The 26,643-nt window shown below is 70.8% G+C and carries 26 protein-coding genes and 2 pseudogenes; 18 read left to right on the top strand and 10 right to left on the bottom strand.

Annotated features, from left to right (window positions below; all coding sequences use genetic code 11):
* Window positions 1-352 (top strand): transposase (locus CLV43_RS30625; RefSeq protein ID WP_211304619.1); only part of this gene is annotated, 352 nt, incomplete at its 5' end.
* A gap of 145 nt (window positions 353-497) precedes the next feature.
* On the opposite strand, the gene CLV43_RS30620 is transcribed toward CLV43_RS30625, so the two are convergent.
* Both CLV43_RS30620 and CLV43_RS30615 read right to left on the bottom strand, forming a co-directional pair.
* On the bottom strand, window positions 498-1,793 hold the full coding sequence (locus CLV43_RS30620; protein WP_106191356.1) for a cytochrome P450: 1,296 nt from the start codon (window positions 1,791-1,793) through the stop codon (window positions 498-500).
* A 31-nt stretch (window positions 1,794-1,824) separates the two neighbouring features.
* Complete coding sequence (locus CLV43_RS30615) at window positions 1,825-2,256, bottom strand: acyl-CoA thioesterase (protein ID WP_106191354.1); 432 nt, start codon at window positions 2,254-2,256, stop codon at window positions 1,825-1,827.
* A 146-nt stretch (window positions 2,257-2,402) separates the two neighbouring features.
* On the opposite strand from CLV43_RS30615, the gene CLV43_RS30610 reads away from it, so the two are divergent.
* Window positions 2,403-2,948, top strand: a complete 546-nt coding sequence (locus CLV43_RS30610; protein WP_170156077.1) for a DUF1707 SHOCT-like domain-containing protein — start codon at window positions 2,403-2,405, stop codon at window positions 2,946-2,948.
* A gap of 6 nt (window positions 2,949-2,954) precedes the next feature.
* On the opposite strand, the gene CLV43_RS30605 is transcribed toward CLV43_RS30610, so the two are convergent.
* Window positions 2,955-3,644 carry an SDR family NAD(P)-dependent oxidoreductase gene (locus tag CLV43_RS30605; protein ID WP_106191351.1) on the bottom strand — a complete coding sequence of 230 codons (690 nt, stop codon included), beginning with the start codon at window positions 3,642-3,644 and terminating at the stop codon, window positions 2,955-2,957.
* Between the two features lie 88 nt (window positions 3,645-3,732).
* Between CLV43_RS30605 and CLV43_RS30600 the strand changes: the two genes are divergently transcribed.
* Window positions 3,733-4,335 (top strand): TetR/AcrR family transcriptional regulator, encoded by a 603-nt coding sequence (locus tag CLV43_RS30600; protein WP_106191349.1) that lies wholly within the window; start codon window positions 3,733-3,735, stop codon window positions 4,333-4,335.
* Here the strand turns inward: CLV43_RS30600 and CLV43_RS30595 are convergent.
* Window positions 4,313-5,479, bottom strand: coding sequence for an MFS transporter (locus CLV43_RS30595; protein ID WP_245887097.1), 1,167 nt, complete (start codon window positions 5,477-5,479; stop codon window positions 4,313-4,315). The genes CLV43_RS30600 and CLV43_RS30595 overlap by 23 nt on opposite strands.
* A gap of 101 nt (window positions 5,480-5,580) precedes the next feature.
* Here CLV43_RS30595 and CLV43_RS30590 point away from each other — a divergent pair, with 101 nt between their 5' ends.
* Entirely contained in the window at window positions 5,581-5,976 is a 396-nt protein-coding gene (locus CLV43_RS30590) for a hypothetical protein (RefSeq protein WP_106191348.1), read from the top strand.
* Window positions 5,977-5,998: 22 nt separating this feature from the next.
* Here the strand turns inward: CLV43_RS30590 and CLV43_RS30585 are convergent, their stop codons facing one another.
* On the bottom strand, window positions 5,999-6,592 hold the full coding sequence (locus tag CLV43_RS30585) for a TetR/AcrR family transcriptional regulator (RefSeq protein WP_106191346.1): 594 nt from the start codon (window positions 6,590-6,592) through the stop codon (window positions 5,999-6,001).
* 159 nt (window positions 6,593-6,751) lie between these two features.
* Here CLV43_RS30585 and CLV43_RS30580 point away from each other — a divergent pair, with 159 nt between their 5' ends.
* The 3 genes from CLV43_RS30580 to CLV43_RS30570 all read left to right on the top strand — a co-directional run bounded on the left by CLV43_RS30580 (window position 6,752) and on the right by CLV43_RS30570 (window position 10,629).
* Window positions 6,752-7,648, top strand: coding sequence for a helix-turn-helix domain-containing protein (locus CLV43_RS30580; protein WP_170156076.1), 897 nt, complete (start codon window positions 6,752-6,754; stop codon window positions 7,646-7,648).
* A complete protein-coding gene (locus tag CLV43_RS30575; RefSeq protein WP_106191343.1) occupies window positions 7,620-7,793 on the top strand; it encodes a DUF397 domain-containing protein in 174 nt (57 codons plus the stop codon). The genes CLV43_RS30580 and CLV43_RS30575 overlap by 29 nt, the downstream gene beginning before the upstream one ends.
* Before the next feature lie 418 nt (window positions 7,794-8,211).
* Window positions 8,212-10,629 carry a PQQ-dependent sugar dehydrogenase gene (locus tag CLV43_RS30570; RefSeq protein ID WP_106191341.1) on the top strand — a complete coding sequence of 806 codons (2,418 nt, stop codon included), beginning with the start codon at window positions 8,212-8,214 and terminating at the stop codon, window positions 10,627-10,629.
* Between the two features lie 1,208 nt (window positions 10,630-11,837).
* Here the strand turns inward: CLV43_RS30570 and CLV43_RS30565 are convergent.
* Window positions 11,838-12,851 (bottom strand): alpha/beta fold hydrolase, encoded by a 1,014-nt coding sequence (locus tag CLV43_RS30565; RefSeq protein WP_245887096.1) that lies wholly within the window; start codon window positions 12,849-12,851, stop codon window positions 11,838-11,840.
* 129 nt (window positions 12,852-12,980) lie between these two features.
* Here CLV43_RS30565 and CLV43_RS30560 point away from each other — a divergent pair.
* The 7 genes and pseudogenes from CLV43_RS30560 to CLV43_RS30530 all read left to right on the top strand — a co-directional run bounded on the left by CLV43_RS30560 (window position 12,981) and on the right by CLV43_RS30530 (window position 19,003).
* Window positions 12,981-14,005, top strand: a pseudogene (locus CLV43_RS30560) (IS5 family transposase).
* 170 nt (window positions 14,006-14,175) lie between these two features.
* Complete coding sequence (locus tag CLV43_RS30555) at window positions 14,176-14,754, top strand: helix-turn-helix domain-containing protein (RefSeq protein ID WP_106191460.1); 579 nt, start codon at window positions 14,176-14,178, stop codon at window positions 14,752-14,754.
* A 225-nt stretch (window positions 14,755-14,979) separates the two neighbouring features.
* Window positions 14,980-15,513: an RNA polymerase sigma factor gene (locus tag CLV43_RS30550; protein WP_106191339.1), complete on the top strand. Its 534-nt coding sequence runs from the start codon at window positions 14,980-14,982 to the stop codon at window positions 15,511-15,513.
* The gene (locus CLV43_RS30545; RefSeq protein WP_106191338.1) at window positions 15,510-16,325 is read left to right on the top strand and encodes a zf-HC2 domain-containing protein; all 816 of its coding nucleotides are present in this window, start codon (window positions 15,510-15,512) and stop codon (window positions 16,323-16,325) included. Before CLV43_RS30550 ends, CLV43_RS30545 begins: the two co-directional genes overlap by 4 nt.
* Before the next feature lies 1 nt (window position 16,326).
* A complete protein-coding gene (locus tag CLV43_RS30540) occupies window positions 16,327-17,145 on the top strand; it encodes an ABC transporter ATP-binding protein (protein ID WP_245887095.1) in 819 nt (272 codons plus the stop codon).
* Window positions 17,142-18,443, top strand: coding sequence for a hypothetical protein (locus CLV43_RS30535; protein ID WP_106191336.1), 1,302 nt, complete (start codon window positions 17,142-17,144; stop codon window positions 18,441-18,443). The genes CLV43_RS30540 and CLV43_RS30535 overlap by 4 nt, the downstream gene beginning before the upstream one ends.
* The gene (locus CLV43_RS30530) at window positions 18,440-19,003 is read left to right on the top strand and encodes a hypothetical protein (RefSeq protein ID WP_106191334.1); all 564 of its coding nucleotides are present in this window, start codon (window positions 18,440-18,442) and stop codon (window positions 19,001-19,003) included. Before CLV43_RS30535 ends, CLV43_RS30530 begins: the two co-directional genes overlap by 4 nt.
* 50 nt (window positions 19,004-19,053) lie before the next feature.
* Here the strand turns inward: CLV43_RS30530 and CLV43_RS48670 are convergent, their stop codons facing one another.
* From CLV43_RS48670 to CLV43_RS30505, 4 genes and pseudogenes are all read right to left on the bottom strand, one after another.
* Window positions 19,054-19,455, bottom strand: a complete 402-nt coding sequence (locus CLV43_RS48670) for a cellulose binding domain-containing protein (protein ID WP_245887107.1) — start codon at window positions 19,453-19,455, stop codon at window positions 19,054-19,056.
* Between the two features lie 189 nt (window positions 19,456-19,644).
* Window positions 19,645-21,066 (bottom strand): annotated as a pseudogene (locus CLV43_RS48665) (endo-1,4-beta-xylanase); the annotation flags it as partial.
* 216 nt (window positions 21,067-21,282) lie between these two features.
* Window positions 21,283-21,777 carry an SRPBCC family protein gene (locus CLV43_RS30510; protein WP_106191333.1) on the bottom strand — a complete coding sequence of 165 codons (495 nt, stop codon included), beginning with the start codon at window positions 21,775-21,777 and terminating at the stop codon, window positions 21,283-21,285.
* Window positions 21,774-22,115 carry an ArsR/SmtB family transcription factor gene (locus CLV43_RS30505; protein WP_106191331.1) on the bottom strand — a complete coding sequence of 114 codons (342 nt, stop codon included), beginning with the start codon at window positions 22,113-22,115 and terminating at the stop codon, window positions 21,774-21,776. Before CLV43_RS30505 ends, CLV43_RS30510 begins: the two co-directional genes overlap by 4 nt.
* A gap of 162 nt (window positions 22,116-22,277) precedes the next feature.
* On the opposite strand from CLV43_RS30505, the gene CLV43_RS30500 reads away from it, so the two are divergent.
* Genes CLV43_RS30500 through egtD form a run of 4 tightly spaced genes read left to right on the top strand, consistent with a single transcriptional unit; the run spans window position 22,278 to window position 26,593 of the window.
* Window positions 22,278-23,522 carry a glutamate-cysteine ligase family protein gene (locus CLV43_RS30500; RefSeq protein ID WP_106191330.1) on the top strand — a complete coding sequence of 415 codons (1,245 nt, stop codon included), beginning with the start codon at window positions 22,278-22,280 and terminating at the stop codon, window positions 23,520-23,522.
* Complete coding sequence (gene egtB, locus CLV43_RS30495) at window positions 23,519-24,847, top strand: ergothioneine biosynthesis protein EgtB (RefSeq protein WP_106191328.1); 1,329 nt, start codon at window positions 23,519-23,521, stop codon at window positions 24,845-24,847. Before CLV43_RS30500 ends, egtB begins: the two co-directional genes overlap by 4 nt.
* Window position 24,848: 1 nt before the next feature.
* Complete coding sequence (gene egtC, locus CLV43_RS30490; protein ID WP_106191326.1) at window positions 24,849-25,622, top strand: ergothioneine biosynthesis protein EgtC; 774 nt, start codon at window positions 24,849-24,851, stop codon at window positions 25,620-25,622.
* Window positions 25,619-26,593, top strand: a complete 975-nt coding sequence (egtD, locus tag CLV43_RS30485; RefSeq protein ID WP_106191325.1) for an L-histidine N(alpha)-methyltransferase — start codon at window positions 25,619-25,621, stop codon at window positions 26,591-26,593. The genes egtC and egtD overlap by 4 nt, the downstream gene beginning before the upstream one ends.
* The last annotated feature ends 50 nt before the right edge of the window (window positions 26,594-26,643 follow it).

Genomic DNA, 26,643 nt, shown 5'->3' with positions numbered 1-26,643 from the left:
GACCAGGTTCCTGGAGTTCTGTCGTTATCTGCGCACGCTGTATCCGCCGACGGTGCGGTTGGCGATCGTGTGCGACAACTACGCCCCGCACCTGACCACCAAGCGGTGCCGTCGGGTCGCCGACTGGGCCGAGGCCAACAACGTCGAGATCGCCTACACCCCCACGAACTCGTCGTGGCTCAACCGTATCGAGGCCCAGTTCACCGCTCTGCGTTACTTCACCCTCGACGGCACCGACCACCTCGACCACAAGCAGCAGGGCAGCATGATCCGCCGCTACGTCATCTGGCGAAACAAGCACGCTCAGGATCGGCGGCTACGCGAGGTCGTCAACAGGGCGAACGTTGCCTGATACGGCACTAGTTGGTCGACCAGTTCGTCGAGTGGGAAAACGCGGTGGCCCGCCGCGGCGGCGGTGCGGCGGGTCATCCGCTGGAATCCAGAATGCCCTAACTTGTGCGGGCGCGAGTATTAAACGCCCAAACGAGTGGGTGACGTTATCGTTTATCAACCGCGAGTGATCGCTTTGTCACTCCCGTGTTCACCGGTAGGTGTCGGGCACCCCTGATAGTGGGGGAGGGGCGCCTGCTGACCGGCCCCGCCGCGCGCAGTTCGGGGAACCGGAGGAACAGCGCGCGCACCGCCGCGGTGGCCTCCATCCGGGCCAGGTTCGCGCCGAGGCAGTAGTGGATGCCCGACGAGAACGCCAGGTGCTCGCGGGCGTCGGCGCGGTCCGGGTCGAAGCGGTGCGGGTCGGCGAACACCGCGGGGTCGCGGTTGGCCGCCGCCAGCAGCATCAGCACCGGCGTGCCGGTCTCGAGCCGCTGCCCGCCCACCTCCACGGGCTCCAGCGGCACCCGCACGACGTACTGCACCGGCGGGTCCCAGCGCAGCGTCTCCTCGACCACGCGCTCCGCGTACTCCGGCTCGGCGATCAGCCTCCGCCGCACGTCGGGGTGGCCGAGCACGGCGTTCGCCGCCGTGCCGATGAGGTTCACCGTCGTCTCGAACCCGGCCACCAGCAGCAGTTCCGTGGTCGCGACCAGGTCCTCCAGCGCCAGCTCGTCGTGCGCGACCAGGTCGCTGACGAGGTCGTCGCCCGGATGGCGTCGGCGGTGCTCGACCAGGTCCATCAGGAACGCGTCGAACTCCGCCAGCGTGTCCTGGAGCAGCTTCAGCTCCTTCGTGTCGCGCACGCCGTCGATCGAGTTCACCAGCGCGCTGCCCCACCGGATGAAGCTGTCGTGGTCGCTCGCGGGCACGCCGAGCAGGTCCGCGATCACCTGCACCGGCACCTTCTTGGCGAAGTCGTCGACCAGGTCGAACGCGCCCTTCTCCGCGACGAGGTCGAGGTGCCGCCCGACGACCGCCTCGATGGCCGGCATCTGCTGCCGCAGCGCGCGCGGGGTGAACCAGCCGCCGACGTACCGGCGCAGCCGGGTGTGGTCGGGCGGGTTGCGCATCAGGAACGACCGCTGCAAGGGGTTCACCAGCACCCGGCTGTCCGGGGCGTACGCCGTCTCGTCCACCAGCGCCATCTCCGACGGCGCCATGACTCCCCAGCGCGGGTCGCGCAGCACCTCGGCGGCGATCGAGTGCTCGGCGGTGAGCAGCAGTCCGAGCTTGCTCGGCACCAGCTTCCCTTTGGCGCGCACCGACTCGTATAAGGGGTAGGGGTCTTCTATTGCGGGCTTGCGGAACAGGCGCGCGCCCGGGTCGCCCGTGGCGGCGCGCAGGGCGACCACCACCCGCCCGACCGCGAGCAGCACGGTGTTCTTCCACGACGACGGCATACCCCTACGGTGCCGCGAACGCGAAGGCGGTTCAAGAGCCCCGACGGGCGGGTTCGCGCACCTGGAAGACCCGCCGGACGCCCTCGGGGATCGTGGTGTTGCGCAGCTCCAGCGTCCCGACGGCCACGTACCGGTTCCACCCGGTCGCGATCGGCGTCCCGTCCACGTCCGCCTCGAACGCGAGCGTCACCGACGTCGTGCCCATCGACCGCACCCGGACCCCGATCTTGACCAGGTCGTCGAACCGGGCCGACCCGGTGAACCGCAGCGACGACTCCTCCACGACGAACTCGATCCCGTTGCGCTCCAGCTCCTTGTAGGAGCCCAGCAGCGAACGCAGGGTCTCGACCGTGGCGGCCTCGAAGAACAGGGGGAACCGGGAGCTGTGCACGACACCCCGGTGGTCGCAGTCGGCCGGGCGCACCCGCACCCGGTGGACGTGGGCAGGGCGCGCAGGAGCCATGTCTCGGATCCTCACCGATCCCGCCCCGTTGGCCAAGCACGGTTCCGTCACGTTCCGTATGCGGTTGGTCGCCTGTCTTGACGGTTTGACTCAACCGCGCAAGAATCTTCTCAACTAAGATAATTACCGAACAAGAGGTGATCGTGGTGACCCAGCCGGTGCTCCGGGTGTCCGACCAGGAGCGGGAGCAGACCGTCGCGGTGCTGAACCAGGCCGCCGCCGACGGCCGCCTGACGTGGGACGAGCACTTCGACCGCGTCCAGGCCGTCTACAGCGCCCAACTCCGCGGCGACCTCGCGTCGCTGCTCGACGACCTCGGCCTCGCCGACCTCCCGGCGACGACCGCCCCGCAGCGCGTCCACGCGTTCGCGAGCAAGGTCCACAGCGCCCCCGTCGCCCGTCGCATCGAGGCCGAGGCCAACTTCGGCGCCGTCGTGCTCGACCTGACCGGCCTGCCCGCGGGGGAGCGCTACACCCTGGAGGCGTCGTCCTTCTGCGGCAAGGTCACCGTCCTGGTCTCCGCCGCGGCCGTGGTGCTCGACGGCGGCACCGCCAAGCTGGGCAAGCGCTCCCTGCCCGGTGCCCCGACGGCCACCGGCGGCCCGGTGATCACCGTGACCGGCAACTCCACCCTCGGCCACATCCGCGTGGTCCGCCCCGACTCCCACTGGGCCCGGCACGCGCTGCACTAGTGGGTCCTACCAGGGCACGGGCTGTCCGAACCGGTCCAGGAACCGCAACCCGCCCGTTCCGGCCCGCGACTCCAGCACGTCGACCACGGCCGGGATCGTGTCCCGAGGTTCGAGGGGTGCCTCGGGACCGCCCAGCCGGGTCCGGTTGTGACCGGGGTCGATCAGCAGCTTGGTCCGACCGTCGTCGGCGGTGCGGGTGGCGTAGCTGCGCATCAGCTGGTTGAGCGCGGCCTTGCTGGCCTTGTAGAGCTCGTAGCCGCCCTCGGTGTTCAGCGAGACGCTGCCCTGCTCCGACGACATCACCGCCACCGTCCCGCCGGGCGCGACGAGGTCGCCCAACGCCTCCAGCACCCGCAGCGGGGCGAGGGCGTTGGTGATCATCACCTCGACGAACTCGTCGGTGTGCACCTCGTCGATCGGGAGGTCTCCCCGGTCGATGGCCGCGTTCACGAACAGCAGGTCCAGCCTTCGTCCCGCCAGGCGTCCCCGCAACGCTGTCAGCCCTGCCGGATCCGTCATCTCCAGCGACTCCACCTCGACCCGCCCGCCCGGCGCGTGGCCCTCCAGCGGGCCTCCGGGTCCGCGGACGGTCCCGATCACCTGCCACCCGCGCAGGGCGAGCTCGTCGACGAGGGCCAGGCCCAGTCCTCGGGAGGCCCCGATGACGAGCGCTTGACGACCGGGCGTGGCGGGCATGGCTGCTCCTTCGAGGAGGGGTAATTGACGAGACGCAACGTTGCGTCTAGACGCTAGCACGCCCCTGCCGACCGGTACGCTGTCCCGCATGCCCGTCGTGAACTCCGAGTCCCGCAGGGCCCGTTCCGGCAACCGGCGCGACGAGGCCGCCCGCGTCGCCGTGCTGCACGCGGCGGACGACCTGCTCGTCGAGCACGGTTTCGGCGCGCTGACCATCGAGGCGATCGCGCGCCGCGCGGGCGTGGCCAAGCAGACGATCTACCGCTGGTGGCCGTCCAAGGTCGAGATCCTCCTCGACACCCTCATCGAGGACAGCGACAAGCACGTCCCCGTCCCGACCGGGGAGGTCACGGCCGACGGCGTCCGCGACTACCTGCGCGGCTTCGCGCGGTTCCTCACCGGCGACCCCGCGGGCAAGGTCCTGCTCACGCTCATCGCGCAGGCGCAGCACGACCCCGGCACGGCCGGGAGCTTCCACGAGCGCTACCTCGGCCCGCGCCGCGACCAGGAGCGCGACCTGCTCGCGCGCGCCCTCGACGCGGGCGTGATCGCACCCAGGCTCGGGCTCGACGAGGTGGTCGACGCCCTCGTCGGACCGATCGTCTACCGCGCCCTGGTGGGGGCGGCCGTCCCCGACGCCCTGGTGGACGCCCTCGTCGACGACCTGCTCAGGCCCCGTCCCGAGTCCTGAGCCGAAGCGGGCCGGGCGCGCTCACCGCCAGCCCGAGACCGGCCGCCACGAGCTGCGCCGCGGCCACCGCGAAGATCGCCGCGCGGGTGTCGTGCAGCGTGCCGCCGACAGCGGCGCCGATCGCGAACGCGCCGATCTTCAGGCTCGGCCCCGTCGTCGAGACCTGCCCGAGCAGCACCGCGGGCGTGTACCGCTGCCGGGCGGTGATCAGGGACGTCAGCGTCGGCCCCTGGGCGATGCCCGCGACCACGGCGAGCCCCACCAGCACGACGAGCCCGGTCGCGAACGGCCACGACGCCAGCACAAGGCCGTACCCGGCGATCGACGCGAACAGCACCCGTTCCGGCCGCCACCGGTGCAGGTGCCCGCGCAGCACCAGCAGGCTCGCGACGCTGCCCACCTCGATCGCGGCCCACACGAACCCGGCCGCGCCCGCGGGGTGGCCGAGCTCCGCGACCCGCACCGGCAGCGCCGTCGCCAGCAGCCCGACCGAGCCGTACCCGAGGACCGCGGCCAGGGTCGCGCCGCGCAGCGGGGGAGTGGTCACCAGGTGCCGCACGCCGTCGCGGATCGCGCGCGCCATCGACATGTGCACGACGTCGGCGTGCGGCGGCACGCGCAGCCGGAGCGTGCACAGCGCGCCCGCCGTCGCCAGCACGCCGATCGCGACCACCGCGCTGTCCACCCCGAACAGCGCGGTCAGGCCGCCCACGACGGCGGGGCCCGCCAGCGCCGTGGACAGGTACACGAGCGCGTCCGCCGACGTCGCCCGCGGCAGGTCGACGGCGATCCTGGGCAGCAGGCCGGTGAAGCCGCCGCTGCTCATCGGCAGCGCCGTCCCGGCCAGCGACGCCAGCGCCAGCACGGCGACCGGGTGTCCCACGAAGAGCAGCAGACCCGCCGCGGCCACGGCGAGCAGCAGCTGGTTGCCGACCAGCGCGACCAGCGGCCGCCGGGTCCGGTCCAGCCACGCGCCCAGCAGCGGACCGGACACGATCGACGGCACGGTGTACGCCGCGACGGTCGCGCCCGCCAACGCCCGGCTGTCGGTGCGCAGCAACACGAACAGCACCAGCGCCAGGCCCACCATCTCGTCGGCCAACCGGGTCAGGCCCGCGGCCACGAGGTAGGTGCGCAGGCCCATGACCGGAACCCTATGCACGAACGGTCGTCGCGCTTAGCCATTTCGAGTACGTACCGCACCTGGTCGATGACTTCGCGTGGCATCGGTTTTACGGTGATCACATGACTGAGTACACCGACGAGGAACGCCAGACCCTCCGCATCGCGGTCTACGGTGCGGGTCTCCTCGTGTCCAAGGCCGATCCGGGATCGATGGAGGTGGAGGGCTCCGCGACCGCCACCGCCATCAAGAGCCTGTCGCCGGAGTTGCAGGAGGCGTTGGGGACGGTGTTCCCGAAGCTGCCCAGGGGGTCCGCGGCGCAGGTCGAGGGCGAGGTGCTCGACGCGCTGCGGCAGTCCGTCGCCATCCTCAAGGCGAAGGCGCCGCGGGTGGCGCGCGCCTTCCCCGACGCGGTCGTCTCGGTGTGCGACGCGGCGGCCAACGCCGACGGGGGCGTGTCGCAGCCGGAGGTCGCGGCCATCACCAAGGTCAAGGCGGCGCTGGCCGAGGAGCTCTAGGGTTCCGCGGGTTCGCCAGGCGCTACGACGTGCGGCGTCGCCTGCGGACGGTCTCCTCGACGACGTCGAGCACAGGACCGAGGTCGTCCGCGGGCAGGCCCATCGCCAGGTGCGACACCAGGCCCTCCAGGACCAGCTCCAGGAAGCTGGTGAGGACGTCCACGTCCACGTCGTCGCGCAGGTTGCCCGCCTCCCGCTGGCGCAGCAGCCGTTCGCGGGTCGCCTTGGTCAGCTGCGACGAGCGCTCCGCCCAGCGGGCGCGGAACTCCGGGTCGGTGCGGAGCCTCCGCGACACCTCCAGGCGAGTGCCCAGCCAGTCCGCCGGGTGGTCCTCGGTGGACGGTTCCTGCACCAGCAGCAGGTCCCTCATCACCTGCACCAGGCCCTGCTCGGCCACCACGTCGGCCATCCGCAGCGCGTCGTCCTCCGCCAGCGCGAGGAACAGCGACTCCTTGTCGCGGAAATGGTGGAAGATGGCACCGCGGGACAGCCCAGTGGCCTCCTCCAGGCGGCGCACCGTCGCGCCCTCGTAGCCGTAGCGGGCGAAACAGGTCCGCGCCCCGTCGAGGATCTGACGGCGGCGGGCGTCGAGATGGTCCTGGCTGACCCGTGGCATCCACGGATGATCCCAGTACCGGCCCGCGATATCCAATCCGTACGTACGGATTGCGAGCCCCGATCCCGTCGGGACCGGTACCCCCAAAGGTGATCCTTTGGAGTGGATCTGGTCTGTCGTTGTCGAACTCCCAGGTCAGAGCGCAATAGTGTCCGATTCGTGGAAGCACTCGGAGACTTTCGACCCTCGACCGCGCACACCCGTGAGCTGGGTGACGAGGTGCGCGAGGTCCGCGAGCGCAGCGGGCTCAGCCTGACCAAGCTCGCCGAAGGCCTCGGCTGGTCCCCCGGCAAGCTGTCGAAACTGGAACACGGCCGCCGCGGCGGCGACGTGGTCGACCTCATCAGGCTCGTCGGCTACTGCCAAGGCGACCAGGCCTCGCTGGACCGGATTCTCAGCATCGCCCGAGAGGGGGAGACGGGCTACATCATCCGACCCCACCTCGACGGTGTGCCGGACGCCCTGCGCGCGTTGATCTCCAGCGAACGCAGGGCCACCACGATGTTCGACTACGAGTCGATGCGGGTCCCCGGCCTGCTCCAGACCGAGGACTACGCGCGGGCGCTCATGCTGGCGGGCAGCGATCCGCGGTTCGCCGTCGAGCCGGGGGTCCAGACCCGGATGGAGCGCCAGGAGGTTCTGCACCGCTCCCAGCCCGCGCACTCCACCTTCTTCATCCACGAGGCCGCGCTGCACTCGTGGGTCGGCGACTGGCAGGTCATGGCCGACCAGATGCTCCACCTCGCGCTGACGAGCGCCGCCGGCCACCTCCACATCCGGCTGGTGCCGTTCAGGGGCGGCAGCCAGGTGTGGACCGCCTTCCCCTTCCGGCTCATGGAGTTCAAGGACAGCGAGCCGCTCGTCCACTCCGCGAACCTGACCTTCAGCGTCCTGTCCGAGCGGCCCGAAGTGGTCAAGAGGCACCGGGCGGTCACCGAGGCGATCAACGCCATGGCGTTGAGTGAGGAAGAATCGCGGTCGGAGTTCGCCCGCTGGGCGGACCACTACGAGCGACTGCGGGGCGACGATGACAACGCAGGTGGGCCAGTGGCGTAAGAGCAGCTACAGCGACGAGAGCGGAACCAACTGCGTCGAGGTCGCGGCATCATCCGTCCGCGACTCGAAGAACCCCACCGGTCCGGTACTGGTGTTCCCCGTGGCCCGCTGGAAGTCGTTCCTGACCCACGTGAAGAACAACTAACCCCGACTCGACCCAACCGATCCCCACACGGCTCTGCGCGCAACCGGCCATCCCGTAGCGCGTCCCCGGCAGCGTCACCGCCTGCATCACCGGGCGGCAGTCGCCTGTCGCGCGCGGAGGTGCGGGGCGGTTTACCGTGAGGCAAACGCTTTCCCCTTGACCGGCCCAGGAAGTTGGCGGCCTTGACAGTAAGGAAAGTTTCCTTCCTAATTGAGGTCGTTCCACTCGCCGGGGCTGCCGGGGCTGTTGCCCGTGCTGTTGCTGGTGCTGTTGCCGGTGATGTTGTGCGAGTTGCTGTCCGACCTGCGTTGATGCCGCCGCCACGGTAGTGATCCAACCCGACCCTGCTAGCGGGAGGCACTCAGTGGTACCGAGGAACAGTCGACGACTTCGCGCCGTCGGCACCCTGTCCGTCGTGATGGCCACGGTGGTCGCCGCGTTGGCCCTGCCCGGCGCGGCCTCCGCCGCGCCGACCCGTTACGAGGCCGAGAACGGGAGTCTGGTCCAGGCCGTCGTGGAGTCGAACCACGCGGGCTTCTCGGGTGCCGGCTTCGTGAACGTGGACAACGTCGTGGGCAGTTCGGTGGAGCTCACCGCGACCGCCGCGCAGGCGGGCCCGGCGACCCTGACCATCCGCTACGCCAACGGGACCGCGGACAACCGCCCGGCGGACATCAGCGTGAACGGCGAGCTCGTCGTGGACGACCTGGCGTTCCCCGCGACCGGTGCGTGGACGACGTGGCAGAGCCTCACGACCACCGCCCAGCTCGCGCCCGGCGCGAACAAGATCCGGATCACCTCGGCCGGGGCGACCGGGGCGGCGAACATCGACTACCTCGACGTCGACGCGGCGGGCGTTCCCGCGTCCGACTACGAGTCCGAGTCGGCGGCGATCAGCCAGGGTGTCGTCGAGTCGAACTGGGCGGGCTACTCCGGCAGCGGGTTCGTCAACTACGACAACGTGGTCGGCAGCTCGGTCGAGTACGCCGTGACCGCGGCGCAGGCGGGCGCGCACTCGCTGGCGTTCCGCTTCGCCAACGGCACCACCACCGATCGGCCGCTGTCGATCAGCGCCAACGGCGGCACACCCGTCACCCTGTCGTTCCCGCCGACGGGCGCGTGGACGACGTGGCAGACCGCGACCACCACCCTGCCGCTCGCCGCGGGCACGAACAAGATCCGCACCGTGGCGACGACCGCCGTCGGCGGCCCGAACGCTGACAAGCTGAGCGTCGCGTTCAGCGGCCCTGCCGACACGGAACGACCGCTGCCGCCGACCGGGCTGCGCTCCACCGGGCACACCACAACCACCGTGTCGCTGGCCTGGGACGCCGGTTCGGACAACGTCGGCGTGACCGGCTACGACGTCTACCAGCACGGGCAGCTCGTCACGAGCGTCGGCAACGTCCTGCAGGCCACCGCGACCGGTCTGATCGCCGACACCGAGTACGACTGGACGGTGTTCTCCAAGGACGCCGCGGGCAACGTGTCCGTGGCCAGCACCAACATGATCGTCCGCACCGACCCGGCACCCGCCGATACCGTCGCGCCGACGACCCCCGGTTCGCTGCGCTCCACCGGCAAGACCGCGACCAGCGTCGACCTGGCGTGGACCGCGTCCACCGACAACGTCGCCGTGACCGGCTACGACGTGTTCCGCGACGGCGTGCAGACCGGCACCGCCGACGGCACCGCCACCGCCATCACCTCCGCAGGCCTCACCGCGGGCACCGAGTACGCCTTCAAGGTCCGCGCCCGCGACGCCAAGGGCAACCTCTCCGGTTTCAGCAACGAGATCAAGGCGACCCCCAGCGCCGGCGGCCCGGCGGGCAGCCCTGACCCCGGCACCGTCAGCACGTTGGCGAGCGGCGTGGATGTCGCCTGGGGCGTCGTCTTCCTGCCCGACGGTTCGGCGCTGTTCAGCGAGCGGGAGACGTTCACCGTCTACCGGCTCACCAAGAGCGGGCAGAAGACGTCGGCAGGCAAGATCTCCCAGGCCGTCGGCACCGACGGCGAAGGCGGCCTGCTCGGCCTCGAACTGTCGCCGACCTTCGCTACCGACCACTGGCTGTACGTCTACCACACCGCGTCCGAGGGCAACCGGATCGTGCGGATCAAGTACGAGAACGGCGCACTCGTGCAGAGCAGCTACCAGATCCTGTTGCAGGGCTTGGCGAAGAACCGCTACCACAACGGCGGCAGGCTCCGCTTCGGTCCCGACGGCAAGCTGTACGCCTCCGTCGGCGACGCGCAGAACAGCGCCAACGCCCAGAGCAACACCTCCCTCAACGGCAAGATCCTCCGCATCAACGCCGACGGCACCATCCCGTCGGACAACCCGTTCGGCAACGCCGTGTGGAGCAAGGGCCACCGCAACCCGCAGGGCCTGGACTTCGACTCCCAGGGCCGCCTGTGGGAAGCCGAGTTCGGCAACACCAGCCAGGACGAGGTCAACCTCATCACCAAGGGCGGCAACTACGGCTGGCCCAACTGCGAAGGCACCGGCGGCTCCTGCGCCGGCTTCATCGCCCCGAAGAAGGTCTGGGCCACCAACGTCGCCTCACCCAGCGGCCTGACCATCATCAACGACCGCGTCTTCGTCGCCACCACCGTCGGCCAGCGCGTCTACCGGATGACCATCGACAGCAGCAGCAACCTCGTCGACCAGAAGATCTACTTCCAGGGCACCTACAACCGCCTGCGGACCGTCGAGGTCGACCACGACGGCGACATCTGGCTCACCACCTCCACCGACAAGGACGGCACCCCCAACAACGACCGCGTCCTCCTCGTCGACATCGTCTACTCCGGCACCCGCACCCAGAAACCCGCCTAGCCACCCAGGGTGCCGACCCCTCGCGGTCGGCCACCCCGCCGGACCTTCCATCCACCGCCTCCCCGGCCTCCGGTCGGGGAGGCTTTTGGTTGTCTTGGTTGTTTCAGTGTTGACCGAAATTAGTGTTGGACGGTTCGAGCGCTGGAAAGCCTGGCGACGGTGCCCGAAAAACAGGAGCCTTCAGGGCCAGAACCAGGGCCAGAACCAGAACCAGGGCCAGGGCCAGGGCCAAGGCCAGGGCCAGGCGAGAGCGGGGCGGGGCCAAGGCAGAGCCAAGGCGAGGCGAGAGCGGGGCGGGGCCAAGGCAGAGCCAAGGCGAGGCGAGAGCGGGGCGGGGCCAAGGCAGAGCCAAGGCGAGGCGAGAACGGGTCAGGGTCTGCGGTGGCGCTAGCGCCAAGGCCGAGACGGGCCAGGCCAGAGCTGGGCTTAGGGCCGGGGTGAGTCAGAGCCTGGGGCGGGCAGGGCGGGCAGGGCGGGCAGGGCGGGCTGGCGTCAGGGCTGCGTCAGCAGCCAGGGCTAGGGCAAGGGCAGGGGTGGAGCAAGGGCAAGGGCAAGGACGGGGATTGGGTCTGGGGCTGAGGAATGGGCTGGCGCTGGGGTTAGTGCCAAGACGGGCCATGGCCGGGGCGGGCCAGGGGCAGGGCGAGCCAGAGCTAAGGGGGCGGGCCGGGGAACCGTGGCCGTGGCCGTGGCAGGAGCTGGGACTGGGCCAAGGCCAGTGCCGAGGCTGGGCCGGGGCCGGGACTGGGGCCGGGACTGGGGCTGGGCAGGGGCTGGGTCGGCCGAGGCTGGGTCGGGTTGGGGTTGGGGCCAAGGCAGGTCGGGGTCGGGATGGTGCGGTGGCAGCGATGCGGCCAAGGCAGGCCGAGGTTGGATCGGGCTGGGGTTGGGGTTGGGGCCAAGGCAGGTCGGGGTTGGCATGGTGCGGTGGCAGGGATGGGGCTGAGGCAGGCCTGGGCTGGGCGGCTGGGGCTGGATCGGGTTGGGATGGGGTGGTGGCAGGGAATCGGGCTGGGGATGGATGGCGGTTGCAGACCGGGGGGCTTTGTGTGGTGGGGAAGGTCGGGCCTGGCGGCAGGTGGGCAGGGTCGGTGTCATGGCGAGGTGTCCGGGTTCTTGGTTGGTTGGGGTCGGAGTTGTGGGTTCGTGGTCGGGGTGGAGTGGTGAATGTCCTCAAAGGACGGGTGGTGGGAGTTGGAGGTGTGGTGTCAGGGGGCGGCGAAGAAGGTGAGTAGTTCGGTGGTGACGGCGGTGGGGTTCTCCTCGGGGAGCCAGTGGCCGGAGTGGGGGATTTCGGTGGTGCGCCGGAGGTTCGTGGTGAGAGGGGCGAGGGTCGGTGTGGTGGAGGCGAGGGTGCCCTCGGCAGTGAGGAGGAGCGTGGGGACGGTGGTCGGGCTGGCGGAGGTGTTGTCCTTCTGGTCCTGGTCGAGGGTGCGGTAAAGATCGAATCCTCCGGTGAGCACCTGTGGGCGCCGGTAGGTGCGGGCGTACTCGTCGACCTGTGCGGGGGTGAACGGGGACTGGGTGTTGGTGCCGCCGAAGGCGGTGCCCTGGTAGGCGACCTGGGGGTAGAAGGCGGACAGGTAGTCGTGGACGTCGTCGTCGACGAGCATCTCGGGGATGCGCGGTTGGGTGTGGAAGGCCATGTGCCAACTGAACTTGCGGTAGTCGGCGGCGCTGAGGGCGGGGCCGGGGACGGGGTAGTCGAGGTGGGCGTAGCGGACGACCTGGTCGGGGTACTGGAGCGCGTACTGGATACCCACGCCCGCACCGAGGTCGTGGCCCACCAGCCGGATGTGGTCGAGACCGAGGTTGTCGGCGAGCAGGGCGTGGACGTACCGGGCGAGCGTCGCCTTGTCGTAACCCGTGGGCGACCCGGTGCTGTCGCCGAGCCCCGGTAGGTCGAGTGCGTACACGGTGTAGTTCCGGGCAAGGTCGGGCATGATTCCCCGCCACTCGTACCACGACTGCGGCCAACCGTGGAGCAGCACAAGCGGCTCACCCGTGCCGCCGGTGACGTAGTGCATGCGCACCCCGTCGACGTCGGCGAACTCGTGCCTGAACTGCCGGTTGAACGCGGCGTCGTCCCTGGTGGCCGCGTCGAACGCGTCCGCCGCGCCGGTGGTGTCCGGCGAAAAAGCGCATCCGAGTAGGCACAGCAGGATGGCGATGGCGCCCGCGAGTCCGCGGTACCGCTTGGTGTTCTGGTGGTTGAGCGTCACGCGGCGAGCTTGTGGGGCGGGACTCGTGATCGACAAGATTTGTTGCCGATCGGCAAGTCGCTAGGGGCTGTCTGGGGTTCGGATCTAGGTAGGGGCCGGTGGTGAGCTGGTCGGGCTGGTAGAACACGGATGTGGCGCGTTTTGATCTTGACCGATGCCGAGTGGGCACTGATCGAGCCGCATGTGCCGGTGGCGGCCACGGGGCCGTTGCCGCGGCGGGTGTGGGACCAGTTCAACGGGATTCTGTGGCGGTTCCGTACCGGATCGGGCTGGCGTGATGTCCCTGAACGGTACGGGCCCTGGTCCACCGTCTACTCCCGGTTCGACGCCTGGGTCAGGACCGGGGTGTTCCAGGTGTTGATGGACGCGCTGATCGCCGAGGCCGCGTCTCGTGGACAGGTCGGGTTGGAGTTGGTCAGCGTGGACTCCACGATCGTGCGGGCTCATCACGAATCGGCCGGGCTCGCGGTTGCCGGTGGGACCCTCGATGCGCTGGAACAGGCACTGACCGAGGAAAAAGGGGCTCCGTTGCCTACGCGGCAGCGGGTGCTGCGGGTGATCAGCCGCAGGCCAAGGCGGATAAGGACTGCGCGGGCACATCCATCGGTCAGGATCGTGCCGGTCTCCGGCGACGTCGCAAGGCGCGGGCGGAGGCGGCCTGGCTCGGCCGGTCCCGAGGCGGGCTGAGCAGCAGGATCCACGCCGTGGTCGACGCGGGCGGAATGCCGTTGGCGTTCGTGCTCACGCCTGGTCAAGCTGGGGACTCACCACAGTTTCAGGCCGTGCTGAACAAGATCCGGGTCCCGGGCGAGGTCGGTCGGCCTCGCACCCGTCCGGGCGCGGTGGCGGCGGGCAAGGCCTACTCCTCCAAAGCAAATCGGGCTTGTCCGCGTCGTCGTCGGATCACGGCGGCGATCCCGGAGAAGGCCGACCAGCAGGCCAACCGGAAGAGGAAGGGCTCTGCTGGAGGACGGCCGGTCTCGTTCGATCCCGCGCTTTACGTACAACGCAGCACCGTCGAACGCTGCTTTCAGAAGATCAAGACATGGCGTGGGTTGGCCACTCGCTATGACAAGTCAGCGGAAGGCTACGAGGCCGGGTTACGTCTACGAGCTGCGGTCATGTGGTTGAGGACCCTGACCTCAACCACATGATCCAAACCCCAAACAGCTCCTAGCAGGGTGTCCAGTGGTCGTCTCGAACGCCTCCCTTGGGCTTGGGTGGATCCCGTGTGGACAGCAGGATGAAGACGCTTGTCGTTTGCCGGGCTTGGGGTGGGACTTGTGAGCGGCAGGGGGTGTTGCTGGTGTGCAAGATGGCGGTCATGGATGACGACGCGAGCGCTGTGCTGGAGGGTGTGGGGCAGAGGTTGAGGGTGCTGCGTCGGTCACGGGGGACGACGTTGGCCGAGTTGGCGGGGGAGACGGGGTTGACCGCGAGTACGTTGTCGCGGTTGGAGAACGGCAAGCGGCGGCCCACCTTGGAGCAGTTGCTCCCGTTGGCGCGGGCGCACGGTGTGCCGCTCGACGACCTCGTCGGCTACCGGCACACCGGTGACCCGCGGGTCCACTTGCGACCGGTGGCGCGGGACGGGATGACGTTCGTGCCGTTGACGCGGCGGGCGGGTGGGATCCAGGTGTTCAAGGTCGTGTACCCGCCCGCGTCGCGTTGGGGGGAGCCCGCGTTGAAGACGCACGAGGGGTACGAGTGGTTCTACGTGATGAACGGCAGCGTCCGGTTCGTGCTCGGTGACCAGGACCTCGTGCTGCGAGCCGGCGAGGCCGCGGAGTTCGACACCCGCCTGCCGCACTGGATCGGCAGCGCGGGCGAACACCCGGCCGAACTCCTCACCCTGATTGGGCTCCAGGGCGAGCGGGCGCACCTCACCGTCTCGGGCGACTGACGGCCGGTACGTGGGGGACATCGACATGGTCGGGCTCCTTCGTCGGATCGATTGCGTGCCGCTGGCACGTATGGGAGACTTTACCCGAAGTGCGTGCCGGAGGCACGTAACCTGATCGGGTGTAAGACGTGCGGGCGGCCAGAATGTGACCCAGCTCACCGGAGAGTCGAGAACCGCCAGCCGCCTCCCCGACGACCCAGTCACATGCCGGAGGGATCGAGCGGGATGGACGAGCGCGTGCTGCTGCGCCGTGCCGCGGCCGGGGACCGGGAGGCGTTCGCCGAGTTCTACCGGCAGACGGCGCCCTGGTTGGCGGTGCGGCTGCGCAAGCGGTGCGCCGACGAGCAGCTGGTGGCCGAGGTCGTGCAGGACACCTACGTGGCGGTGTGGCGGGCGGCGGGGTCGTTCGCCGACGGGGCCGCGGTGGACAGCGTGCTCGGCTGGTTGTGGCGGGTGGCCGCACGGCGGCTGGTCGACGCGTTCCGCCGGGAAGGCCGGCACCGGGACGTGGTGGAGGCCGCCGCGGAGACGGCCGCGACCGCCCCGGCGGCCGAGGACGCCGTCCTGGAGTGGACGTTGTCGGGGGACGTCGGGTCGGCGCTCGGCGCGCTGGCACCCGAGCTGCGGCAGGTGCTGCAGGCGATGGTCCTGGACGGGCTGACCGTCCGGGAGACCTCGGACCTGCTGGGGATCCCCGAGGGAACCGTGAAGACCAGGGCCCGGCGCGCCAGGCTGACTATTCGGGAGGCGATGTCATGACCGCCGGGAAGCACGTGGGACCCGCACTGCTCGCGGCCTACCTCGCGGGAGCACCGGCGCTGCCCGCCGAGACCGAGTGGGCGGTGGAGGCGCACCTGGAGAACTGCCGGGACTGCCGACTGCGGCTCGCCGACGTCGTGCGGGTGCGGGAACCGGCGCTGGACCTGGTGCTGGGCCGGGTGTGGACCGAGGTGGAGGCCGCCGAGCCCGAACGCCCCGCGCCGACGAGACCCGCCTGGGTGCGCTGGGCGCGGACGTGGGCGCCGCCGACGATGGGCCCGTGGGTGCTGACGGGGGTGCTGGTCGCACTGGTGGCGTTCGCGATCGACCTGGCGGTACCTGTCGGGCAGTCGCCGCTGATGTTGCTGCTGGCGCCGGTCGTGCCGCTGTTCGGGGTGGCGGCCGCGTGGTCCAGGCGGTTCGACCCGTTGCACGAGCTGACGGCGGCGACGCCCGCCGCGGGGCTGCGGACGGTGTTGCGCCGCACGACGGTCGTGCTGGTGGCGGTGATCCCGGTGCTCGCCGTGGCGGGTGCCTTCACGGGCCTCGCGCCCGCGCTGTGGTTGTTGCCCTGCCTGGCTTTCACCGTCGGCGCGCTCGCGCTCGGCACGGTGGTGGGCGTGGGGAGGGCCGCGCTGGCGCTGGGTCTGGTGTGGACGGTGTTCGTCGTCGCGCCCTCGTTGCCGGACGAGGTGAGTCCGTCGTTGCTGCGGCAGGCGGCACTGCCCTGGTGGGCGCTGGTCGTGGTGGGTGCGGTGGTGGTCGTGGTGGCGCGGGCGAAGTCGTTCGCCGCGCCGGGAAGCAGGTACTGACGTGGAGATCCGAACGAGGGAGGGCACTGTGGTCCGGGCGGTCGATCCGACCGAGCTGACGCCGACGCTGCACGCGTGGGAGGTCGAGGCGCACGGCCTGCGTTCGCGGGTGGGCAGGAGGATGGCGGTCGACGGGCTCGACCTGCGCCTCGGCAAGGGGGTGCACGGCCTGCTCGGCCCCAACGGGGCGGGCAAGACGACGCTGATCCGCACGTTGGCGACGATCCTGAGCCCGGCGGGCGGGACGCTGGAGCTGCTGGGCAGCCCGGTGTCCGGCAAGCCGGATCTGCGGGCGCTGCGCCGTCGCATCGGCTACCTGCCGCAGGAGTTCGGCTACTACCCGAAGTTCACCGTGCGCGAGTTCGTCGAGTACATGGCCTGGCTCAAGGAGGTCGACAAGCGCGACGTCGCGGGAGAGGTGCAGCGGGCGATCGAACGGGTCGGGCTGGCGGACCGGGCCGAGGACCGGATGAAGACGCTGTCCGGCGGGATGCTGCGCCGCGCGGGCATCGCGCAGGCCGTGGTCAACGAGCCCGACCTGCTGCTGCTCGACGAGCCGACCGTCGGCCTGGATCCCGCGCAGCGGCTGGAGTTCCGCACGCTGCTGCGGGAGCTGGGTGAGCGGTCGTGCGTGCTGGTCTCGACGCACCTGGTCGAGGACGTGTCGGCGGCCTGCACGCGGGTGGTGCTGATGACCGAGGGGAAGTCGGTGTTCCAGGGCACGCCGGACGAGGTGGTCGCGGCGGGCGGCGAGGGCGACATCGGCGACAGCCCGATCGAACGCGGGTACTCCGCGCTGCTGGCGGGGGCGGCCCGGTGAACGGCCGGATCCTGCGGATCGAGCTGCGCCGGTCCGCCGCGGCGACGTCGGGCGCGCTGGTCGCGTTCGTCGGCATCGCGGGCCTGTACACGCTCTACTTCACCGAATCGGGCGACCTGTGGAGCGTGCAGTGGACGATGCTGGCGGCCTTCCAGCGGGTCGTCCTGCTGCTGCTGTGGCCGTTGGCGCTGGGCGCGGGGGCGTGGATCGCCCGGCGCGACCGGCGTACGCGGATGGAGGAGCTGCTGCTGACGACCCCGCGTTCGGTTCGTTCGCGGATGATGCCCGCGGCGACAGCGCTCGGGCTCTGCCTGGGCCTTGGCTACCTGCTGATCTTCGGGGCGGGCGCGGTGGTGATGTCGCCCTCGTACAGCCACCTCGGTTGGGTGCCGATCTCCGTCGTGGGCGTGGTGTCGTTGGTGGCGGCGGGGTGGCTGGGGCTGGGGATCGGGCGGCTGCTGCCGTCGACCTACACACCGCCCCTGCTCACGGTGGCGAGCTTCCTGGTGCTGGTGCTGCCCGTGCAGCTCAGGAGGGGCGGGGGACTCAACTGGACCGCCCTGCTCGCGCCCAACCTGAGCTCCTACCTCGACGAGGTCACGACGGTCGACGGCTCCGCCACCCTCGGCCAGGCCGCGTGGTTCGTCGGCTTGGCGGTGGCCGGACTGGTGCTGGCCGTCGGGGCTCGTCATCGCGGCGCGGTCCTGGCGGTCGTGCCCGCGCTGGTCGGGTTGGTGGTCGCGGTCCCGTTCCTGTCGGCCGCGCCGAAGGCGGGGCTGCGGGTCGACCCGGCGGCGGTGGCCGAGATCTGCACCACCGACGGGGGCCCGGTGGTCTGCGTGCAGAAGGTGCACGAGCACGGCCTGGCCGAGTTGACCGGACCCGCTCGACGCGCGTTGGAGTTGTTGGCGAGGCTGCCCGACCCGCCGACGTCCGTCCACGAGGTGCGCCCCGCGCGACCGGGCCCGCAGCCCACCTCCGAGGTGTGGTTCAGCGGCGGGTACCACCAGGCCGGAACCGGGTGGATCGCCCAGGGCGACGCGCTGGTGGGCCGGGTGCTGGAAGGCGCGGGCACGCGTCCGTGCGGGCACGAGGGCTTCGATGACCGGTCGATGGCCGCGGCGTGGCTGTGGGGCTCCTACCCGCTGCCCGGCGGCGAGCTGTCGCCCCAGCTGGAGGCCGAACGCATGGTCCTCTGGGAGCGGTTGCGGTCTCTGCCCCCGGCGGAGCAGCTCCAGCGGGTTCTGGCGACCCGCGCTGTGGGCCTGGCCTGCACCATTCAGGGCAACCGGCCGTGAGGGCGCTCGCGCTGTACCTGAGGTCGCGGCAGGTGCCGTTCGCGCTGCCGGGCGCGGTGGTGGCGGTGCTGCTGGTCGCCAGGATCGGAGCCGTGGCGCCCAACCAGCAGCTGGAGGTGGCGGCCGTGGTGCTGGCCATGGGGCTCGGACTCGCCATCGTGGGCTACGGGCTGGGCGGCGCCGACCCGGAGCTGGAGCGGACGGCGGCGGTGTCGTGGCCGCCCCGCCGGGCCGCCCACCTCGTCGCGGTGACGGTGGTGCCCGCGGCGGCGTTGGCACTGGCGACGACGGTGCCTCTGGAGATCGTGCTGCGGGCCGCCGTGGGCTTCGCGGGCCTGACCGCGCTGGCCGCGATCCTGTTCGGACGGCAGCTCGCGTGGACGCTGCCGGTGGCTTGGGCCGGGGGAGTCGCCGCGGTGCCGCCGGTCGACGACCCGGTGCTGCTGCTGGTGCTGACGTGGCCCGCCCAGCCCGTCGGCAGCACACCGGCGTTGGTCACCGCCTGCGTGCTCGGCGGGATCGGCCTGGTCGGGTACGCCCTGCGCGGCTGCCGGACCTGAAGGTGCGCCCTCCCCCTGGCGAATCGGGGGAGGGCGCACGGGTCAGCCGGTCACGACGCCTGGCAGGTGACGGCCGGGGCCGCCCACTGGCCGTTCGCCATCACGGTGAAGCCGAACGTGGTGCTGGCACCGGCTCCGAGCGAGCCGTTCCCGTTGGGCTTCATGGTCATCACGTTGCCGCTGGAGTCCCAGCTCGGCGAGCCGTTCCAGGTCGCCGACACCTTCTGCGGCGACGTGACGGTCACGGTCGAGGTCCAGGTGGAGATGGCCGCGCTGCCCGCCTTGATCGTCACCTCGCCGTTGAAGCGGTCGCCCCACGTCTGCGTGGTCCGGTAGGTCGCCGTGCAGGAGCCCCCACCCGACGGCGGGGTGGTGGTCGTGGTGGTCGTCGGCGGCGTGGTGCCGGGGTCGTCCGACGGGGCGACGGCCTGGCCGGTGGCCGTGGAGATCATGCCCGCGCACAGCCCGCGGCTGGTGAGGTCGGAGACGATCTGCGGGATGGCGTTGACGGTCGTCTGGTAGCCGTCGTGCATGAGGATCACGCCGCCGTTCTGCAACGTGGACGCAGCCTGCACGATGGCCGAGGTGCTCGCGCCGTTCCAGTCCTGCGAGTCCACGCTCCACAGCACCTCGGTCAGCCCCTGCTGCTGCTCCACCGCCTTGAGCGTCGAGTTGGTCTCGCCGTAGGGAGGCCGGAACAGCTTCGGCGTGTCACCGGTGGCCTGCTGGAGCGCCTGCTGGGTCTGGCTGAGCTCCGAGCTGATCTGGGACTGCGACAGCTGGGTCAGGTGCGGGTGCGTCCAGCTGTGGTTGCCGATCCACATGCCCGCGTCCTTCTGGCTGCGTGCCAACGAGGCGTTCGACGCGACCTTGTTGCCGATGTTGAAGAACGTCGCCCGCACGCCCGCCGAGCGCAACGCGCTGAGCAGTGCCGGGGTGCTGCCCGCGATGGGCCCGTCGTCGAACGTCAGCCCCACGTAACCGTTGCGGCAGTTGCCGTTCGGCGGGGTGGTGGTGGTCGTGGTCGTCGGCGGTGTGGTCGTGCCGCCGCCGTTGAGGGCGTTGAGGACGGACGTGTACGCGGCCTTCTTGTTGCCGGAGCCGTCGAACAGCAGCGGGCTGTCGCCGGAGCGCCACGAGTCGCTGTCGCGGATGCCCCACACCGTGATGCCGTTGCAGCGGGCCACCGCGAGGCAGTCCTTGGTCACGTTGCCGTAGGTCGTCCCCGACGCGCCCGCGATGTCGAGCTCGGTGATCTGCACGTCCACGCCGAGCGCGGCGAAGCTGGACAGCGTCGTCCGGTAGCTCGACGGGTACGGCGAACCGCTGTTGAAGTGCGACTGGAAGCCGACGCAGTCGATCGGGACTCCGCGGGACTTGAAGTCGCGGACCATGTTGTAGACCGCCTGGGTCTTGGCCTGGCCCCAGTCGTCGGTGTTGTAGTCGTTGTAGCAGAGCTTCGTGTCCGGGTCCGCCGATCGCGCGGCCCGGAACGCCGCCTCGATCCAGTCGTTGCCGGTCCGCTGGAGGTTGGAGTCGCGGCGCGCGCCGGAGCTGCCGTCGGCGAAGGCCTCGTTCACCACGTCCCAGGAGTAGAGCTGGCCCTTGTAGTGGGTCGCGACCTGGGTGACGTGGTTGAGCATGGCCGAGCGCAGCGCGCTGCCGCTCATGTTCTGCATCCAGCCGGGCTGCTGCGAGTGCCACGCCAGCGTGTGCCCGCGGACCCGCATCCCCTGGCCCTTGGCGTGCGAGACGATCCGGTCGGCGTTGCCGTAGGAGAACTGCCCCTGGTTCGGCTCCGTCGCGTCGATCTTCATCTCGTTCTCGGCGGTGACCATGGTGAACTCGCGGTTCAGGATTCCCACGTAGGTCGAGTCCGAGAGCTTGTTCGCCGCGACCGCCGTACCGAAGTACCGACCGCTCTCCGCGGCCGAGGCACCCAGGGTGGTGCCGGCGCTGGCCACACCGGGGACGACCAGTGCCACCGCCCCCAGCAGCGCGGCCACGCCCGCCAGCAGCGCGGCTCTGCGCGGGCGCGCGCCGGCGTCATCGATTTTCGACATCAGTCCTCCACGTTGAGGGTCGAAAGTTTCGTAACAAGTTACTAAACTTCTCGCAACGTAGAATCGCGGGCCGACGGCGTCAACGACCAAGTTCCATCTGAGACGGCTTTTACCACTGGTTAGAGCCATGTGGGCGAATAAAGAGGAGTCGAAAGTTTCGATATCAACGAAAGTGCGCGTGCGGCGCCGTCCGGTCCGACGGCGCCGCACGGCCCGTCAGCGCAGCGAGACGGCGATCTCCTCCAGCAGGTCGAGGCCCTTCTGCATGCCGTCCTCCATGCCGGACTCGACGTGCATGTCGCGCCCCTCCTTCGTCTTGTGCTCCACCAGCAGGGTCAGAGTCGTGCGGCCGCCCTCGTCGGTGAACGTGTGCGTGGTCGTCGCCGCGTTCCCGTCCGGGTCGGGGATGCCCTCGTAGGCCTCGGTGCACACGATCAGCTCGTCCGGCACCAGCTCCAGGTACTCGCCGTGGAAGCCGACCTCGAAGCCCTCGGGGGTGACCAGCGCGTAGCACCATCTCCCGCCCACGCGCAGGTCGACCTCGGCGACGGTCATCTCGCCGTGGCCGCCGGGCCACCAGCGCCTGATCAGCTCGGGCTCGGTCCACGCCCGGTACACCAGGTGCCTCGGCGCGTTGAACTCGCGCGTGATCAGGATCTGCGTGTCGGCGGGGAGGGTGACCACCGCGCTGCCGACCGTCGTGTCCGTCATGTCCCGTTCTCCTCTGCTTTGAGTTCTTCCAGCACGTCGTCGAGCGCGGAGAAGCGCTCCTCCCACGCCTGCGCGTAGCCCTTGACCCAGTCGTGGACGGCCTTGAGCGGGACCGCGTTGAGGCGGTAGACGCGCTGCCGTCCGGCGTCGCGCACGTCGACCAGCCCCACCTCGCGGAGCACCCGCAGGTGCTTGGACACCAGCGGCTGGGCCAGGTCCAGCAGGTCGACGAGGTCGTTCACGGGCCGTTCGCCACCCGCCAGCACGTCGAGTATCTGCCTTCGTCGGGGTTCCGCCACCGCGTTGAACGCGTCCGTCGTCGTCGCCGCTCGTGCCATGGCGGAAAACATATACCCATATGGGTATATGTCAAGCGGAAGCGGGTGTCGGATGTCCGGTTGTCCCTGATCCGTAAGGAGATCGCCAACTTCGTCACGTGCGACTGTCGGTGCCCACGTGTAGCGTCGAATCGCGACGAAAGATCACGGGGAGTACCGGAATTGACTGCTGTGCGTAACGTCTCGGCCGAGGGGCCCGGCCCCCAGGTGTTCCGGGACCGTGCCGAGGCGGAGGCCTACGTGGCCTCCGTCTGCTTCAAGCACGGGCCGCCGCGCCTGTTCGGCGTCGAAATCGAATGGACCGTCCACCACCGACAGGACCCGACCCGGCGGCTCGACGCGACCAGCCTCGCGGCCGCGCTCGGGCGCCACGCGCCTCCCACCCTCGTTCCGGACAGCCCCCAGCGGCCGCTGCCCAGCGGCACCCCGCTGACCGTCGAACCCGGTGGCCAGGTCGAGATCTCCACCCCACCCCGCGCCTCCCTGACGGAGCTGCTGAAGACCGTGGGGGAGGACGTCACCGAGCTCCGACGCCTCCTCGGCGCCTCCGACCTCGTGCTCGGCGACCGGGGAGCGGACCCGTTCCGCCCACCCACCCGGATGCTGCGCGTGCCCAGGTACGCGGCGATGGAACACGCCTTCGAGCCGATCGGCCCCGAGGGCATCACGATGATGTGCAGCACCGCGGGCCTCCAGGTGTGCCTGGACTTCGGGCTGCGCGAACACCTCAACGCCCGGTGGGCGGCCGTGCACGCGCTCGGCCCCGTGCTCAACGCGCTGTTCGCGAACTCGCCGGGCGTGGGCGGCCGTCGTCCGGAGTGGGCGTCGGCGCGGATGAGGGCCCTGTACGGCACGGACCCGGTCCGCACCCGGCCCGCCGCGGCGGTCTGCGACGACCCGGCGGGCGAGTGGGCGCGCCGGGTGGTGGGCACGCCGGTGATCGCGGTCCGCGGACCCGGCCCGAACTGGGTGCCGCCGCGGCCGCTGACCTTCGCCGAGTGGGTCGACGGAGCCCTGGGCGACCGGGTGCCCACCAGCGACGACCTGGACTACCACCTGTCGCTGATGTTCCCGCCGGTCCGGCCGCGCGGGTACCTGGAGGTCCGCTACCTCGACACCCCGCCGGACGGGCGGTGGATCGAGCCGGTCGTGCTGATGGCGGCCCTGTTCAGCGACCAGTCGGTCGTGGACGAGGTGCTGGCCGCCACCGCGCCCGCCGTCGGCCGCTGGCTCACCGCGGCCCGGTACGGGCTGGCCGACCCGACCATCGCGCGGGTCGCGCGGGAGGTCGTCGAGATCGGCTGCCGCGCGCTGGAGCGCACGGACCTGTCGATCAGCCAGAACGCCGCCGTGGCCGAGGAACTGCACCGCATGCTCGCCGAGAAGTCCGGAGGAGTCACGCCATGACCAGCATCGACGATCTCGGTACCGACCGCCTGCGCGACCACGTGGCCGCCCAGCTGACGCGTTCCCGCGCCCGCAGCGCGGCGCTGACCGACGCCGTGGACGAGCACGACCTCGTGCGCCAGCACTCGAAGCTGATGTCGCCGCTGGTGTGGGACTTCGCGCACATCGGCAACCAGGAGGAGCTCTGGCTGGTGCGCGACGTGGGCGGGCGCGAGCCGGTCCGCAGCGACATCGACGAGCTCTACGACGCGTTCAAGCACTCCCGCTCCTCCCGCCCCGAGCTGCCGCTGCTCGGCCCGGCCGAGGCCCGCCGGTACGTGGCCGAGGTGCGCGACAAGGTGTTCGACGTGCTGGAGACCACGAGGTTCGAGGGGCGCAGGCTGCTCGACGGCGGGTTCGCGTTCGGCATGATCGTGCAGCACGAGCAGCAGCACGACGAGACGATGCTCGCCACGCACCAGCTCCGCGTCGGCGCGCCCGTGCTCGACGCGCCACCGCCGCCCCCCGGTTCACCGCTGCCGGTGTCCGAGGTCCTGGTACCGGGCGGGTACTTCACCATGGGCACGTCCACGGAGGCGTGGGCGCTGGACAACGAACGGCCCGCGCACCAGGCGCGCACTGACCCGTTCTTCATCGACACCGCACCGGTCACCAACGCCCGGTACGCGGCGTTCATCGACGCCGGCGGGTACACCGACGAGCGCTGGTGGAGCGAGGCCGGGTGGGCCCACGTCCAGCAGGCGAAGCTGGTCGCGCCCCGGTTCTGGGAACGCGTCGGCGCCGAGTGGTACCGCGACCGGTTCGGCGTCGTCGCGCCGGTGGTGCCGGACGAACCCGTGGTGCACGTGAGCTTCCACGAGGCCGAGGCCTACGCGAAGTGGGCGGGCAAGCGCCTGCCGACCGAGGTCGAGTGGGAGAAGGCGGCCAGGTTCGACCCGGCGACCGGCCGGTCGCGCCGGTACCCGTGGGGCGACGAGGAGCCGACCGAGCTGCACGCCAACCTCGGCCAGCGGCACCTCCAGCCCGCACCCGTCGGCGCCTACCCGGCGGGGGCGTCGGCGTTGGGCGTGCACCAGCTCATCGGTGACGTGTGGGAGTGGACGAGCTCGGACTTCCACGGCTACACCGGGTTCGAGGTGTTCCCGTACGCCGAGTACTCGCAGGTGTTCTTCGGCCCCGAGTACAAGGTGCTGCGCGGCGGCTCGTTCGGCGCGGACCCGGCCGCGGTGCGGTCGACGTTCCGCAACTGGGACTACCCGATCCGACGGCAGATCTTCGCCGGCTTCCGATGTGCCCGCGACGCGGAGGCGGCCGAGCTGAGCTGACATGTGCCGCCATCTGGGCTACCTGGGCACCGCCGTGCCCGTCGCGTCGCTGGTCCACGACCAGCCGCACTCGTTGGTGCACCAGTCCTACGCGCCCGCGGACATGCGGGGCGGGGGCTCGGTCAACGTCGACGGGTTCGGCGTCGGGTGGTACCCCACGCCCGGCTCGGCCGCGGTCCGCTACCGGCGGACCGGGCCGATCTGGTCGGACGCCAACCTGGAGGCCGTGACGCGCGTGAGCACGTCCGGCGCCGTGCTGGCGGCCGTCCGCAACGCCACGGTCGGCATGCCCCTGGTGGAGACGGCCTGCGCGCCCTTCACCGACGGGCAGTGGCTGTTCAGCCACAACGGCCGGATCGCCGACTGGCCCGACTCCGTCGCCGACCTCGCGAAAGCGCTGCCGGTGACCGAGTTGCTGACGCTCGACGCCCCCACCGACTCCGCGCTGCTGTGGGCACTGGTCCGCACGCGGCTCGCCGCCGGTGGACACCCGACCGCCGTGCTGGCGGGCGTCGTGTCCGAAGTGGCCGCGACCGCACCCGGCTCGCGGCTCAACCTCTTGCTCACCAACGGAACCGTGCTCGTCGGCACGACGTGGACGCACGCCCTGTGGGTCCGCTCCACCCCCGACTCGGTCGCGCTCGCGTCCGAACCGTGGGACACCGACGAGCGCTGGCGGGAGATCCCCGACGGTTCCGTCGTCACGGTGGCCGCACAGCCCTCCACCGTGGACATCCGGCCGATCGGCCCACGAGGCAGAACAGGAAACCCATGACAGAGCCAGTGGTGGACGTGCACCTGACACCCGAGGACGCGGCCCGCGCGCTGCGCGCGGAGGCCAGGGCCGGACTGACCGCGAAACCCAAGTGGGTCTCGCCGAAGTGGTTCTACGACGCCGTCGGCAGCGAGCTGTTCGAGGACATCACCCGCCTGCCGGAGTACTACCCGACCAGGGCCGAGCGGGAGATCCTCATCGCGCGGTCGGTCGAGATCGCCGCGACGACCGGCGCGCACACGCTGGTGGAGCTGGGTTCCGGCTCGTCGGAGAAGACCAGGCTGCTGCTGGACGCGCTGCGCGACCACGGCACGCTCGAGGAGTTCGTGCCGCTCGACGTGTCCACGACGGCGTTGACCGAGGCGTCGGCCGCGATCCTCGCCGACTACCCCGGCCTTGGCGTGCACGGGGTCGTCGGCGACTTCACCGAACACCTCGCAGGGCTGCCGGGGTCCGCGCCGCGCGTGGTGGCGTTCCTCGGCGGCACGATCGGCAACCTGATCCCGGAGGAGCGGCGCAAGTTCTTCTCGTCGGTCCGCGACGTGCTCGGCGCGGGGGAGTGGCTGCTGCTCGGGACGGACCTGGTCAAGGACCCGGACGTGCTGGTGCGGGCGTACGACGACGCGCAGGGCGTGACGGCGGAGTTCAACCGCAACGTGCTGCGGGTGATCAACCGCGAGCTGGGCGGCGACTTCGACGTGGACGCGTTCGAGCACGTCGCGCTCTGGAACGCCGAGCAGGAGTGGATCGAGATGCGGCTGCGCGCCACCCGACCGGTGCGCGTCCGACTGGCTGAACTGGACCTCGACGTGGAGTTCACGGCGGGCGAGGAGCTGCGCACCGAGGTGTCGGCGAAGTTCCGGCCGGACGGCGTGCGGGCGGAACTGGAGGAAGCCGGGTTCGAGCTGCACCGGTGGTGGACCGACAGCCAGGGGAGGTTCGCCCTCTCGCTCGCCCGAGCAGTGGGCTGACCGGCGGAACGGTCGCTGTGCGTGGTCGGACCAGGCCACCACAGCGACCA

The organism is Umezawaea tangerina, assembly GCF_003002815.1.
Lineage (GTDB): Bacteria > Actinomycetota > Actinomycetes > Mycobacteriales > Pseudonocardiaceae > Umezawaea > Umezawaea tangerina.
Note: the sequence above shows the minus strand (reverse complement) of the source record. Positions and strands in the feature narration are given on the sequence as shown.